We start from the raw sequence: 14,307 nt of genomic DNA, 5'->3' as shown, positions 1-14,307 counted from the left end.
TCGAATTACTTCCAAATGTTCCACGGGGTTTGCATCCACACCCCGACCACCACCAGCCACACCAAAGTCACTGGAATGAAGACTTTCCACCCCAGACGCATGATCTGGTCATAACGGAACCGGGGAAAAGTCACCCGCACCCAAATAAACATGGTCATCATGCAGAATGTCTTGATCGCCAGCCAGATCCAGCCCGGAATCCAGTTGAAGAGAGCACTGTCGATCGGCGACATCCAGCCACCAAAGAACATGGTGACTGACAAAATCGAGAGCATCCAGATACTGGCGTATTCAGCCATCTGGAACATGGCCCAGGACATGCCGGAATATTCGACCATGTGGCCTGCCACAATTTCGGACTCGCCTTCGATCACGTCGAAAGGCGTTCGGTTGGTCTCAGCCAGACCCGAGACAAAGAAAACCACCACAATCGGCAACAGCGGCAACCAGTTCCAGGACAAGAACGTCAGACCCATGTCCGCAAAATGACCCCGTCCCTGCCCGGCCACAATGTCCGACAGGTTCATGCTCGCCGACACCATCAGCACGATCAAAAGGCAGAAACCCATGGCAATTTCATAGCTCACCATTTGCGCCGAAGCACGCAAGGCACCGAGAAACGCGTACTTGGAATTGGACGACCAGCCCGAGATGATCACGCCATAAACCTCCATCGAGGAAATGGCCATCAAAAACAACAGGCCCGCGTTCAGGTTAGCCACCGCAATTTCGGGCCCGAACGGAATGACCGCCCATGCCGTCAGTGCAGGGGCCACCGTCAGGACCGGACCAAGATAGAAAAGGACCTTGTCAGAGGCGGCAGGCCGGACGATCTCCTTGGTCATGAGCTTCAAGGCATCGGCAATCGGCTGCAACAGGCCCCAGGGTCCGACACGGTTAGGGCCGAGCCGAATCTGCACCCAACCGAGCAGCTTGCGCTCCCAAAGCGTGGCGTAGGTCACGGCCCCCAGCACGATCATCAGCACCACGGTGACCTTGATCAGTGCCCAGATGGTTGGCCAGGCGATGGCGGCCCACCAAGGCGCAGCCAGCAGCCCCTGGCCGAAATTGAATACGAAGTCGCTCATGCTGCCACCTCCTGGGTTTCAGCGGCCCGGGCATCAGCTGTTTGTTGCAGCGCAGGAGCGCGGCGCACGATGCCATCCAGTTGATAAATGCCGGCCACCACCGGCGCGCCAGCATGACTTGCCAGATTGATAGCTGCCGTGGTGCGATTGCTCAGCCGGTCTGGCGAAACTTGCGCCGTCTCGCCCACCGTCAAACCGGGAATACCTTGCAGAACCTGTTCTGACGAGTCGAAATCAAAGCCGGGCACATTGAGCATGTTGGCCAACACGCGCAGCACTTTCCAGGCCGGGCGTGTTTCACCCAGCGGTTGCACCACCGCGTGGAAGCTTTGCACGCGTCCTTCTGCATTGACAAAGGTACCGGAAGTTTCCGTGAAAGGCGACACGGGCAGCATCACATCACAGAACGCCATGTTGGCCTTGAACGGATTCAGGGAGACCACCATCTGCGCCTTGCCCAGCACATCGGTGGCCTGTGCCCCCGCCGCGGAGTCGAACCCGGGTTCGGTGTTGAGCAACAGCACAGCTTTGAGTGCGCCACCCAGCATCTGACCGGCATGCAAGCCGCCGGCCGCCGGTTCAGCGCCGACCAGTTGCGCACCCACGGTGTTGGCAGCCTCAGTCAGGTAGCCAAAGCTGGCACCCGCCTGGTCCGCAAGCCACTGCGCCAGCGCCAATAAACTGGACGCCTGGGCATGATGCGCCGCACCGTTGCCCAGCAAAATCGCTTTGCGCTCGCCAGCCAGCAAGCTGCGTGCAATCGCCACGGATGCGTCATCAGCTGCGACGGCGACCGGCGCTGTCGTCCCTTTTTCAAGGGCGACGGCAGCGGCCACAGCGGCCAAGGCCTGCACCCATTGTGCTGCGTGAACCTGGACGCGGTGCGCGACCGGCATCGCCCAGTCGTCGTTGCGCGCATTGATCGAACTCACCTGGCAACCCTTGCGGGCCGACTGCCGAATGCGTTGCGCAAACAGGGGATGGTCCTTGCGCAGGTTGGAGCCGATGACCAGCACGCTTTGCAGTTCCGACAAGGACGCAATGGACGTTCCCAGATAACGCACGCCCTCAAGCGCGGGAAACTCGGCATGGCGCAACCGATGGTCGATGTTGCCGGACCCCAGCCCCTGCATGAGCTTGACCGACAGATGCAATTCTTCGAGCGTGGCATGCGGACTCACCAAAGCGCCCAGACTGGCGGCACCGAATTCGGCACCGATCTGCTTCAGGCCATTGGCGACATATTCGAGCGCCGTTTGCCAATCCACGGTCTTCCATTGACCGCCCTGCTTGATCATCGGCGTGGTCAGGCGATCGTCGCCATTGAGCGCTTCGTAGGAGAAGCGGTCACGGTCGGCAATCCAGCATTCGTTAACGGCTTCGTTCTCAAAAGGAACGACTCGCATGACGCGGTTGTTCTTGACCTGCACGATCAGGTTGGCGCCGGTCGAGTCATGCGGACTGACCGACTTGCGACGCGACAGCTCCCAGGTGCGGGCGCTGTAGCGGAACGGCTTGCTGGTCAGGGCGCCCACCGGGCAGATGTCGATCATGTTGCCCGACAGTTCGGAGTCGATGGTGTGACCCAAAAAGGTCTCGATCTGCGAGTGCTCGCCACGTTGCGACATGCCGAGTTCCATGATGCCGGCAATTTCCTGGCCAAAGCGCACACAACGCGTGCAATGGATGCAGCGCGTCATCTCCTGCATGGAGATCAAGGGGCCGACATCCTTGACCGGAACGACGCGCTTTTCTTCCTCATAGCGAGAGGCCGAGGCGCCGTAACCGACCGCGATATCCTGCAACTGGCATTCACCTCCCTGATCGCAAATGGGGCAATCGAGCGGGTGGTTGATCAGCAAAAACTCCATCACCGACTGCTGGGCCTTGATGGCTTTTTCGGTCTTGGTGTGCACGATCATGCCCTGCGTCACGGTGGTGGCGCAAGCCGGCATGGGTTTGGGCATCTTTTCGATGTCCACCAGGCACATGCGGCAATTGGCGGCAATGCTCAGTTTCTTGTGGTAGCAGAAATGGGGAACAAAGGTGCCCGCTTTTTCGGCCGCATGCATGACCGTGCTGCCTTCTGCAATATCGACCTTGTGACCGTCGAGTTCAATTTCAATCATCTTGGCACTCGCTCAAACGTAAGCAGGAACCATGCAGGTCTTGTGGGCCACATGGTATTCAAATTCAGGCATGAAATGCTTGAGCATCGCGCGCACCGGCATGGCGGCGGCATCACCCAACGCGCAAATGGTGCGACCCTGGATGTTTTCCGCCACCGAGTTCAGCAACTCGAGGTCAGACTCGCGACCATGACCGGTCTCGATGCGGTCCACCACACGCGACAGCCAGCCCGTGCCTTCACGGCAAGGCGTGCACTGGCCGCAGGATTCGTGCATGTAAAAGTAACTTAGGCGCTGCAGGCTCTTGACCATGCAACGCGAATCGTCCAGCACAATTACCGCACCCGAGCCCAGCATGGAGCCGGCCTTGGCGATGGAGTCATAGTCCATGGTGCATGCCATCATGATGTCAGCTGGGAGCACCGGAGACGATGACCCCCCGGGGATCACGGCCTTGAGCTGACGGCCCTTGCGCACGCCACCCGCCAACTCCAGGAGTTTGGCGAAGGGCGTACCCATCGGCACCTCAAAATTGCCAGGCAATTCGACGTCGCCGCTGACCGAGTAAATCTTGGTGCCACCATTGTTGGGTTTGCCACAAGCCACATAGGCCGGACCGCCGTTGCGAATGATCCAAGGCACAGCAGCAAAGGTTTCGGTGTTGTTGATGGTGGTGGGTTTGCCATAGAGACCGAAACTGGCCGGGAACGGCGGCTTGAAGCGGGGCTGGCCTTTTTTGCCTTCGAGTGACTCCAGCAAGCCGGTTTCTTCGCCACAGATATAGGCGCCAAAACCATGCGCGGCGTGGAGTTGAAAACTGAAGCTGCTGCCCAGAATGTTGTCACCGAGCAGGCCGGCGGCACGCGCCTCTTCCAAGGCTTCCTCGAAACGCTGGTAGGTGTGGAAAATTTCGCCGTGAATATAGTTGTAGCCGACCGAAATACCCATGGCGTAGGCGGCAATGATCATGCCTTCGATCACGATATGCGGATTGAACTCCATGATCTCGCGGTCTTTGCAGGTGCCGGGCTCGCCTTCGTCAGAATTGCACACCAGGTACTTCTGACCCGGGAACTGGCGCGGCATGAAACTCCACTTGAGCCCGGTCGGGAAACCGGCGCCGCCGCGACCGCGCAGTGAAGACTCCTTGACGGTGGCGATCACCTGGTCCTGCGTCATGCCGGCACCACCATCCAGACCAAACACCGTGCGCAAGGCCTGGTAGCCGCCGCGGGCTTCATAGTCTTTCAGACGCCAGTTGCTGCCATTCAACCCGGCATAAATCTGCGGCTCGATGTGCCTGTTGTGAAAAGCGGTCTCTCTTCCGGTGGCCTGGAACTGGGCCAGAATTTGTTGGGCGTTCATGACTTCACCTCGGCCGCACGCAAACCGTCAATGAGTTGGTCGAGCTTGTCGTTGGTCATGAAACTGCACATGGTGGTGTCGTTCACCAGCATCACGGGGGAGTCGGCGCAGGCGCCAAGACACTCGCATTGCTGCAAGGTGAAGAGACCATCGGGCGTGGTCTGGTCATTGTCGATGCCCAGTTTTTCTTTCAAGTGCGCCATGGCCTTGCCGCCATCGCGTAACTGGCAGGGCAGATTAGTGCAGACATTGAGTTTGTACTTGCCAACCGGTTTCTGGTTGTACATGTTGTAGAAGGTGGTGACCTCGTGCACGGCAATGGCTGGCATGCCAAGGTAGTCTGCCACCATCTGCTCGCTTTCGGCGCTGACATAACCCAACTCCTGCTGAACGATGGCCAGGCAGGCCATCACCGCAGATTGTTTTTGGTCGGCCGGGTATTTGGCAACTTCTTTGGCGAAGCGCGCTTTGGATTCTTCAGAAATCATCGATCAACTTCCCCAAACACAATGTCCATCGTTCCAATGATCGCCACCGCATCGGCAATCATGTGGCCCTTGCCCATCTCATTAAGGGCCGAGAGATGCACAAAAGCGGGTGGACGGATCTTGAGGCGGTAAGGTTTATTGGCACCATCACTGATCAGGTAAATGCCAAACTCGCCCTTGGGATGCTCGATGGCCGCGTAGGCCTCGCCCTCGGGTACGGCAAAGCCTTCGGTAAACAGCTTGAAGTGGTGAATCAGTTCTTCCATGTTGGACTTCATGGATTCACGATCCGGCGGCGCAATTTTGTGGTTGTCGGTGATGACCGGACCCGGGTTGACACGCAGCCAGTCCACGCACTGCTTGATGATGCGGTTGGACTGCTTCATTTCTTCCATGCGAACCAGATAACGGTCGTAGGTGTCGCCGGTCTTGCCCACCGGAATGTCAAAGTCGAGCCGGTCATAGACCTCGTAGGGCTGCTTTTTGCGCAGGTCCCAGGCAATGCCCGAACCGCGCAACATGGGGCCGGTAAAACCGAGGTTAAGGGCGCGCTCCGGGGTGACCACGCCAATACCAACGGTGCGCTGTTTCCAGATGCGGTTGTCGGTCAGCAGCGTGTGGTATTCGGCCAGATAGGTGGGAAAGCGCTGGGTGAAGTCATCGATGAAATCGAGCAGGCTGCCGTTGCGGGCGCGATTGAGGGCTTCGGTGGACTTGGCGCTGCGAATCTTGTTCGACTCATGGCGTGGCATGGTGTCGGGCAAATCACGGTAAACACCGCCCGGCCGGAAATACGCCGCATGCAGGCGCGCACCGCTGACCGCTTCATAAATATCGAGCAGATCCTCGCGTTCACGAAATGCAAACAGCATGACGGTCATGGCGCCGCAGTCAATGGCGTGCGCACCCACCCACAGCAGGTGGTTCAGCATGCGCGTGATCTCGGCAAACATGACCCGGATGTACTGGGCACGCAAGGGCACTTCGAGAGCGAGCATTTTCTCGACGGCCAGGCAATAGGCCTGCTCGTTGCACATCATGGACATGTAGTCAAGACGGTCCATGTACGGCAGGGCCTGGATGTAGGTCTTGCTCTCGGCCAGCTTCTCGGTGGCACGGTGCAGCAGACCAATGTGCGGGTCGGCGCGCTGGATGACTTCGCCATCGAGCTCGAGCACCAGGCGCAAGACGCCGTGCGCCGCCGGATGCTGCGGACCAAAATTCAGGGTGTAGTTCTTGATATCAGCCATGTCTCCTACTGCTGGGTAGCAGGGCCTCCGTAGTTTTCTTCACGGATGATGCGCGGTGTGATTTCACGCGGCTCGATCGTGACCGGTTGATAGACCACGCGCTTTTGTTCTGCGTCGTAGCGCATTTCCACATGACCGAGCATCGGAAAATCCTTGCGGAAGGGGTGGCCGATGAATCCGTAGTCGGTCAGGATGCGGCGCAAGTCGTCATGACCCTCGAACACAATACCGTACAAGTCAAAAGCTTCACGCTCGAACCAGTTGGCGCTGCTCCAGAGCTCGCAAATCGAAGGCATGACGGGTGCCAGATCATCAGGCACAAAAGCCTTCAGCCGCACGCGCTGGTTCAGGCTCACCGACAGCAGATGCAGCACCACGCAGAATCTGGGGCCTGTCCAGGCCTGGTTTTTGTAGGTGGAATAGTCCACGCCGCACAAGTCCACCATTTGCTCGAAAGCGCAAGCAGTGTCATCACGAAGCACTTTGGCAGCCTGAAAATAGTTGGCGGCATCCACCACCACCGTCAGTTCGTCCAGCGCCACCACGCTGCTTTTGATCAGGTCACCCAAAGCCGCATCGACCTGCGTCTTGAGCGTGTGTGGATTTACAGCATACACAGTCATCGTCAACCCTTTAAGTGCGAGCAATCGTTTGCGTGCGACGGATCTTGCGTTGCAACTGGATGATCCCGTAAATCAGCGCTTCGGCGGTGGGCGGACAGCCCGGCACATAGACATCGACCGGCACAATGCGATCACAGCCCCGCACCACCGAATAACTGTAGTGGTAATAGCCGCCACCATTGGCGCATGAGCCCATGCTGATCACCCAGCGCGGCTCTGCCATCTGGTCATACACCTTGCGAAAGGCGGGAGCCATTTTGTTGGTCAACGTACCGGCCACAATAATCAGGTCGGATTGACGCGGACTCGGGCGAAACACTTCGGCGCCAAAGCGGCTGATGTCGTAGCGGGCGGCAGCGGCATGCATCATTTCGACCGCACAACAAGCCAGGCCGAACGTCATGGGCCAAACTGAACCGGTCTTGGCCCAGTTCACCACGGAGTCATAGCTCGTGGTGATAAAGCCCTCTTTGAGAATACCTTCAATCATTGTGTTACTCCCAATCGAGGGCGCCTTTGATCCACATGTAAACAAAGCCGATGGTCAGAATGGTCACAATTTCCAGACCCACCAAAAAGCCGAAAAGACCCAGTTCCTTGAGCGTCACCGCCCACGGAAACAAGAGGGCGGTTTCGAGATCGAACAGGATGAAGAGAATGGCGATGAGGTAATAGCGGACGTCAAACTTCATCCGGGCATCGCCGAAGGCTTCAAAGCCACATTCGTAAGGGGAGTTTTTTGCCGAGTCCGGTCGGTTGGGTCCAAGAATATAACCAATGACCTGAGGCATGACACCTACCGAAATACCAACCAAAAGAAAAAGAATGACTGGCAAATATTGTTCTAGGTTCATATTTTCAGTGTATTCAATTGACCGTTTGACATATTGATCTACATCAAACGATTTAGCTTGGTGCCGTCGGCGAGACTCGAACTCGCACAGCTTTCGCCACTACCACCTCAAGATAGCGTGTCTACCAATTTCACCACGACGGCCGTTCATTTCAACCGGCCATCGCGCTGGTGTTTGAACACTTGCTGGCCTAGCCGGAGAGCCTTGAGTTTACCCTGAAATCCCCTCACATTCCTTGAGGAGAAGGCATTTTCATGCGCAATTATTTAGCTGGGATTTGTGCTGCGCCTGAAGCGGCCTGAAGCGCCGGAACAGCCGTTGGCACGGGGGCTGTCAATGCGGCATTTTCAAGCACACTGCCCGAACTCGCGGCAGGACGCACCGACCCCAAATAGGCCAGCATCAAGGTGCTGACAAAAAACAGGGTCGCCAGCACGGCGGTAGTGCGCGACAAGAAATTGGCGCTACCGCTGGCACCGAACAAACTGCCTGAACCGCCACTGCCAAAAGCGGCACCCATGTCGGCGCCCTTGCCATGCTGGACCAGGATGAGGCCAACCATGGTCACGGCTGAAATCATCTGCACCGCCAGCATCACCGTCAATAAAACATTCATAATTCACTCCTGAATAAATAGCCAGCAACGCCCTGTATCAGGAAGCTGCCGCAATAATGGTTAAAAAATCCTGAATCTTGAGTGCGGCGCCACCAATCAAGCCGCCATCAATATCGGCTTGGGCCAGCAGGCTGCCGGCATTGGCCGCATTCATGCTGCCGCCATAAAGCAACTTGATGCGCTCCGCGTTGGGCGTTGCCGCCTTCAATTGCGCACGCAGCACCGCGTGGACCTGTTGCGCCTGTTCTGCTGTCGCGGAGAGTCCGGTGCCAATGGCCCAGACCGGCTCGTAGGCGACCACCACCTCGCTGATGCAATGGCCGTTGGTGTGAATCACCGCAGCCAATTGGCGCTTGACCACCTCCTCGGTCTTGCCCGCCTCGCGTTCTGCCAGCGTTTCACCCACACAGACAATCGGCGTGATACCGCTGCTCAGGGTGCGCTGCGCCTTGAGCGCCACAAGTTCATCGGTTTCGCCGTGATACTGGCGCCGCTCCGAATGCCCGACGATGACGTAGTGCACCGCAAACTCCTTGAGCATGGCAGGTGCAATTTCACCGGTGTAGGCACCGCCCTCATGGCTGGAAACATCCTGCGCACCCAGTTCGATGACGCTGCCGGCAAGCAAAGCCTGGCATTGCGCCAGATAAACCGAAGGCACACACACGGCCACCTGACAGGCGGGCTGCCCCACACCGGCCAGCAAACCTTTGAGCAAGGCTTCATTGGCAACCAGGCTGCCATTCATTTTCCAGTTACCTGCGATCAGCTTTTTCTTCATGCTTTTTCCCAAGTCAAAACAATTTTTCCGATATGCTGGTTGGACTCCATCAAGGCATGTGCCCTCGCCGCATCGGCAGCTGCAAACACGCTGTGAATCACCGGCTTGATCTTGCCGCTTGCCAGCAAGGGCCAAACCGTCTTCAGACACGCCTGCGCAATCTCCGCCTTGAACGCCACCGGCCGGGGCCGCAGCGTGGAACCAGTCAGCGTCAGGCGGCGACGCAGCACCAACCCGGCATTGAATTCACATTTCACGCCACCCTGCAGGGCAATGATGACCAGGCGGCCATCCTCGCGCAAACTCTGCACTTCCCTGGCCACATAACTACCCGCCACGATATCCAGAATCACATCGACACCCTGCCCCTGCGTGAGACGGTCAATCTCGGTCTGAAAATCCAGGGTCTTGTAATTGATCGCCGCATCAGCACCCAGGGCCAGACAGGCGGCGCACTTTTCGTCACTGCCAGCGGTCGCAAGCACGCGTGCCCCCATGGCTTTCGCCAATTGGATCGCCGTGACACCGATGCCGCTGGTGCCGCCCTGGATCAACACCGTCTCACCCGCTGCCAGGCGGCCGCGGTCCATCAGGTTGCTCCAGACCGTGAAAAAGGTCTCGGGCAGACTGGCCGCCTGTATATCATTCAAGCCGTTCGGCACCGGCAGACATTGGCCGATGGGCGCCACGCACCACTGGGCGTAACCGCCCCCCGCCACCAAAGCGCAGACCCGGTCCCCCAGCTTGAAGCCAGCCATTGACAACTCAGCCGCATCGCCCTGCTCAATCACACCTGCCACTTCGAGACCGGGAATGTCCGATGCACCCGGCGGCACCGGGTACAAGCCCAAGCGCTGCAACACATCGGGCCGGTTGACACCACTGGCCGTCACGCGAATGAGCAATTCCCCGGCGCCAGCCACTGGCGCTGGTCGTTCAGCCAGACGCAAAACGTCCGGCGCTCCATAACTTGTGATTTCAATCGCTTGCATTGTTGTTAAAGCCTCAGGCCCTTTTGAATCGAGCCGTCGGCCATCAATTTAACTTCAAATGATGGATGATCAAGAACGATTTTCCTGTGCCGGGCGTTCCAGCAGCGCCTTCATGGAAAGCTTGACACGTCCTTTTTCATCGGTTTCCAAAACCTTGACCTTGACAATCTGGCCTTCCGACAAATAGTCGGTGACCTTTTCGACGCGCTCATGGGCAATCTGGCTAATGTGCAGCAAGCCATCCTTGCCGGGCAGCAGATTGATCAGCGCGCCGAAGTCAAGAATCTTGACGACCGGGCCTTCGTACACCTTGCCGATTTCCACTTCGGCAGTGATCTGCTCGATGCGGCGCTTGGCTTCTTCGGCCTTGGCTGGGTCGCTTGATGCAATAGTGATGGTGCCGTCTTCGTCGATGTTGATTTGTGTGCCGGTTTCTTCGGTCAGCGCACGAATCACCGAACCGCCCTTACCGATCACATCACGAATTTTCTCGGGGTTGATCTTCATGGTGAACAGGCGCGGTGCAAAAGTGGACACTTCAGTCTTGGCCACAGCCATGGCTTCGGTCATCTTGCCCAAAATGTGCATGCGGGCTTCCTTGGCCTGAGCCAGCGCGACCTGCATGATTTCCTTGGTGATGCCCTGAATCTTGATGTCCATTTGCAGCGCAGTGATGCCGCTGGTGGTGCCGGCCACCTTGAAGTCCATGTCGCCGAGGTGATCTTCATCACCCAAAATGTCGGTCAGCACGGCAAAGCGGTTTTCTTCCTTGATCAAGCCCATGGCAATACCTGCCACATGCGCTTTCAGGGGCACGCCGGCGTCCATCAGGCTCAGGCAGCCACCGCACACCGAGGCCATCGAGGACGAACCGTTGGATTCGGTGACTTCAGAGACCACACGCATGGTGTAGGGGAAGTCTTCCTTGCTTGGCAGAACCGCCACCAGGGCACGCTTGGCCAGACGGCCGTGGCCGATTTCACGACGCTTCGGAGTACCAAAACGACCGGCTTCGCCAGTGGCAAAAGGAGGCATGTTGTAGTGCAGCATGAAGCGGTCTTCAAAATCGCCGGCCAACGCGTCGATGCGTTGGGCATCACGCTCGGTGCCGAGCGTGGTCACCACCAGCGCCTGGGTTTCGCCACGGGTGAACAGGGCGGAACCATGGGTGCGCGGCAACACGCTGTTGCGGATCTCGATCGGGCGCACGGTGCGGGTGTCGCGACCGTCAATGCGGGGTTCACCGGCCAGAATCTGGCCGCGCACCAGACGCGCTTCGATGTCGAACAACATGCTTTCAACCTTGACGCCGTCAAACTCGACGCCATCGGCCTTCAGACCGGCCATGACATCGGCGTAGGCCGAGCGGCAAGCCTGCGTGCGCGCCTGCTTGTTGCGAATTTGGTAGGCGGCGGTCAGCTTGTCGCTGGCCAGGGCGCCCACCTTGGCGATCAGCACCTCGTCCTTGGCTGGCGCCTGCCAGTCCCAGACCGGCTTGCCGGCATCGCGCACCAGCTCATGGATGGCGTTGATGGCGGTCACGCCTTGGGCGTGACCGAACATCACGGCGCCCAGCATCACATCTTCGGGCAACTGGTCGGCTTCGGACTCCACCATCAAGACGGCGGACTCGGTGCCAGCAACCACCAGCTCCAACTGGCTGGTTTTCAATTGGGTTTGACCCGGATTGAGCACATATTCACCGTTGATGTAACCCACGCGGGCGGCGCCGATCGGGCCGTTGAACGGGATACCGCTGATCGACAGCGCAGCGCTGGTGGCGATCATGGCCGCAATGTCGGCCTGCACTTCGGGGTTCAGGCTCACCACGTGGATGATGACCTGCACTTCGTTGTAGAAGCCTTCGGGGAACAGCGGACGGATCGGGCGGTCGATCAGGCGGCAGGTGAGCGTTTCAAGTTCGCTGGGGCGGCCTTCGCGCTTGAAAAAGCTGCCCGGAATCCTGCCGGCAGCGTACGATTTTTCAGCGTAATCCACCGTTAATGGGAAAAAGTCCTGGCCTGGTTTGGAGTCGGTTTTGGCAACCACTGTGGCCAGCACCACAGTGCCGTCCATGTCGAGCAGCACGGCGCCAGTGGCCTGGCGGGCGATTTCACCGGTTTCCATGGTGACCGTGTTTTGGCCCCATTGAAACGTTTTGCTAACTTTGTTGAACATCGTCATTTTTTAATCTCCTGTGAGTTTGGGGGATGCAGGCCATCCCACCTAAGCCCGGAAGCTGCAACACAGAACACGATGCCATTCCAGAGCCACACCCCGGTTTGGGGTCAAAGGGTTTTGGAATGACACAGCTTCGCTCCGTTTTTGCCGTCTCCGAAGTAAAAAACGCCTGAGCTAGTGACCTAACTCAGGCGCTCCATATTCTCTTTGAGCCAATTACTTGCGCAGACCCAATTTGGCGATCAGCGCCACATAACGGTCAGCATCCTTGGACTTGAGGTAGTCCAGCAGCTTGCGGCGGCGGCTCACCATGCGCAGCAGGCCACGACGACCATGGTGGTCTTTGGCGTGGGTTTTGAAGTGGGGCATGAGCTCGTTGATGCGGGCGGTCAACAACGCCACTTGAACTTCGGGACTACCGGTGTCACCGGCTTGGCGCGCGTTGTCTTTGACAACGGCGGCTTTGATACTGGATGCAATCATGTTTTTTCCTGTGATGTAAGAACTTGCGTCAGGCGCTGGAACTGCCCCTGACGTGCTTGTCTGCAATTTGCAGAGCCTTGGATTATAGCCAGAGCGCCGAAGCCCGCCTGATGGACCAGATCGGCAGGGGCCGGCCAGTGATCTGGGCGAGCCTCAGGGACGTTGCATATGACAGCTCGTGGATTGCTCGGCCCGCTCGGCGGCAATGGTTTTAACCACCCGAAAGCCGTAACCCGAGCCTTCCACATCGAACTTGACGCCGGGCGTGCCGAGCTTGTCCATCACCCCCACCACCAGCGGCTGCTGAAACTGGTGGTCAGTGGCGCGCATGGTCCCGGTTTGCGCGCCAAAGGTGATATTGACCTTTTCCAGTTGTTGCGCGACGGCGATGGCGTCGGTCGTGCCAGCTTTTTCGATGGCTTGCGCCAACGCCTCCACCATCAACTGCATGCGCATGTGCACATAGTCGTCCGCCGGTTGGGGGAAACGGGCGCGGAAGGACTGGTAAAAGGCCTCACTTTGCGGATTTTGCACGTTGGGCAACCAGTCGGCCACCGCCACCACCTTGCCCACGCCGGCGTCGCCAATCGCAGCCGGCGCGCCCAGCGCGTTGCCGTAAAAGGTGTAGAACTTGCCGTCGAAACCCACGTCTTTGGCAGCCTTGACCAGCAGCGTCAGGTCGTTGCCAAAATTTCCGGTGATAACCGCTTGCGCTCCGCTGGCTTTGATTTTGGCCGCATAGGGGATGAAATCCTTGACGCGTCCCATCGGGTGCAATTCTTCGCCGACCACCTGCACATCGGGGCGCAGCACCGCCAACTGGCGCTTGGCCTCGCGCGCCACGGCGTGGCCGAAGCTGTAGTCCTGCCCGATGATGTAAACGCTCTTGAGCGCCTGATCGGCTTTCAGGACTTCCATCAGCGCGGACATGCGCATGTCGGCGTGGGCATCGAACCTGAAGTGCCAGAAACTGCACTTTTCGTTGGTCAGGATCGGATCGACCGCCGAATAATTCAAGAACAACACGCGCTTGGCGGGTTCACGCTGGTTGTGCTTGTTGATGGCGTCGATCAACGCCGCCGCCGTGGCCGATGAATTGCCCTGCATGATGACCCTGGCGCCATCGTCGATGGCCGACTTCAGTGCCGACAGCGCCTCTTCGGCCTGGCCCTTGCTGTCGTAGCGCGCCAGCGCCAGCGTCACACCGCCGCGCGCGTTGACCCTCTCCACGGCCCAGATCAGGTTGCGAAAAACCGCCTCGCCGGTGTTGCCGAACGGGCCGCTCAAGCCCTCGATCATGGCAATTTTCACCGGCGCACCCGCAATTTGAGCCAGCGCAGCCATCGGCAAAGCAGTCAAAACTGCGAACCCCAGCGCGGCTCGAACCATCATTTTTTTCAACATCGACAATTTCCTTTACCGCAGCCCTGTCACTCGCCAAACCGGAGGCAGGCAGC

Annotated in this window: 14 protein-coding genes and 1 tRNA gene; all 15 read right to left on the bottom strand. The window is 58.4% G+C overall.

Translation table 11 applies throughout. The features are described from left to right. Window positions 1–5 precede the first annotated feature (5 nt). Complete coding sequence (gene nuoH / locus PHF15_RS02035) at window positions 6–1,088, bottom strand: NADH-quinone oxidoreductase subunit NuoH (RefSeq protein WP_300118418.1); 1,083 nt, start codon at window positions 1,086–1,088, stop codon at window positions 6–8. Further along, complete coding sequence (gene nuoG / locus PHF15_RS02030; protein ID WP_300118415.1) at window positions 1,085–3,217, bottom strand: NADH-quinone oxidoreductase subunit NuoG; 2,133 nt, start codon at window positions 3,215–3,217, stop codon at window positions 1,085–1,087. The genes nuoH and nuoG overlap by 4 nt, the downstream gene beginning before the upstream one ends. 12 nt (window positions 3,218–3,229) lie before the next feature. Continuing rightward, entirely contained in the window at window positions 3,230–4,582 is a 1,353-nt protein-coding gene (nuoF, locus tag PHF15_RS02025) for an NADH-quinone oxidoreductase subunit NuoF (protein WP_300118412.1), read from the bottom strand. Then, entirely contained in the window at window positions 4,579–5,070 is a 492-nt protein-coding gene (gene nuoE / locus PHF15_RS02020; protein WP_300118409.1) for an NADH-quinone oxidoreductase subunit NuoE, read from the bottom strand. Before nuoE ends, nuoF begins: the two co-directional genes overlap by 4 nt. Next, the gene (locus PHF15_RS02015) at window positions 5,067–6,320 is read right to left on the bottom strand and encodes an NADH-quinone oxidoreductase subunit D (protein ID WP_300118406.1); all 1,254 of its coding nucleotides are present in this window, start codon (window positions 6,318–6,320) and stop codon (window positions 5,067–5,069) included. The genes nuoE and PHF15_RS02015 overlap by 4 nt, the downstream gene beginning before the upstream one ends. Before the next feature lie 5 nt (window positions 6,321–6,325). Continuing rightward, window positions 6,326–6,943: an NADH-quinone oxidoreductase subunit C gene (locus PHF15_RS02010; RefSeq protein WP_300118404.1), complete on the bottom strand. Its 618-nt coding sequence runs from the start codon at window positions 6,941–6,943 to the stop codon at window positions 6,326–6,328. Between the two features lie 10 nt (window positions 6,944–6,953). Continuing rightward, window positions 6,954–7,433, bottom strand: a complete 480-nt coding sequence (locus PHF15_RS02005; RefSeq protein ID WP_300118401.1) for an NADH-quinone oxidoreductase subunit B — start codon at window positions 7,431–7,433, stop codon at window positions 6,954–6,956. 4 nt (window positions 7,434–7,437) lie between these two features. Continuing rightward, a complete protein-coding gene (locus tag PHF15_RS02000) occupies window positions 7,438–7,797 on the bottom strand; it encodes an NADH-quinone oxidoreductase subunit A (protein WP_300118398.1) in 360 nt (119 codons plus the stop codon). Window positions 7,798–7,855: 58 nt separating this feature from the next. Beyond that, window positions 7,856–7,940, bottom strand: a tRNA-Leu gene (locus tag PHF15_RS01995). Window positions 7,941–8,059: 119 nt separating this feature from the next. Then, window positions 8,060–8,413, bottom strand: a complete 354-nt coding sequence (secG, locus tag PHF15_RS01990) for a preprotein translocase subunit SecG (RefSeq protein ID WP_300118395.1) — start codon at window positions 8,411–8,413, stop codon at window positions 8,060–8,062. A 37-nt stretch (window positions 8,414–8,450) separates the two neighbouring features. Continuing rightward, on the bottom strand, window positions 8,451–9,194 hold the full coding sequence (tpiA, locus tag PHF15_RS01985) for a triose-phosphate isomerase (protein ID WP_300118392.1): 744 nt from the start codon (window positions 9,192–9,194) through the stop codon (window positions 8,451–8,453). Beyond that, window positions 9,191–10,186 (bottom strand): NAD(P)H-quinone oxidoreductase, encoded by a 996-nt coding sequence (locus PHF15_RS01980; RefSeq protein WP_300118390.1) that lies wholly within the window; start codon window positions 10,184–10,186, stop codon window positions 9,191–9,193. The genes tpiA and PHF15_RS01980 overlap by 4 nt, the downstream gene beginning before the upstream one ends. A gap of 69 nt (window positions 10,187–10,255) precedes the next feature. Beyond that, a complete protein-coding gene (gene pnp / locus PHF15_RS01975; protein ID WP_300118387.1) occupies window positions 10,256–12,370 on the bottom strand; it encodes a polyribonucleotide nucleotidyltransferase in 2,115 nt (704 codons plus the stop codon). Between the two features lie 213 nt (window positions 12,371–12,583). After that, a complete protein-coding gene (rpsO, locus tag PHF15_RS01970) occupies window positions 12,584–12,850 on the bottom strand; it encodes a 30S ribosomal protein S15 (RefSeq protein ID WP_300118384.1) in 267 nt (88 codons plus the stop codon). Window positions 12,851–13,003: 153 nt separating this feature from the next. Beyond that, window positions 13,004–14,194 carry a branched-chain amino acid ABC transporter substrate-binding protein gene (locus PHF15_RS01965; protein ID WP_300118625.1) on the bottom strand — a complete coding sequence of 397 codons (1,191 nt, stop codon included), beginning with the start codon at window positions 14,192–14,194 and terminating at the stop codon, window positions 13,004–13,006. Between the last annotated feature and the right edge of the window lie 113 nt (window positions 14,195–14,307).

This window comes from Rhodoferax sp. (assembly GCF_028689295.1).
In the GTDB taxonomy this organism is placed as follows: domain Bacteria; phylum Pseudomonadota; class Gammaproteobacteria; order Burkholderiales; family Burkholderiaceae_C; genus Rhodoferax.
The sequence above is the reverse complement of the archived record's forward strand: the minus strand, read 5'-3'. Positions and strand labels throughout refer to the sequence as shown.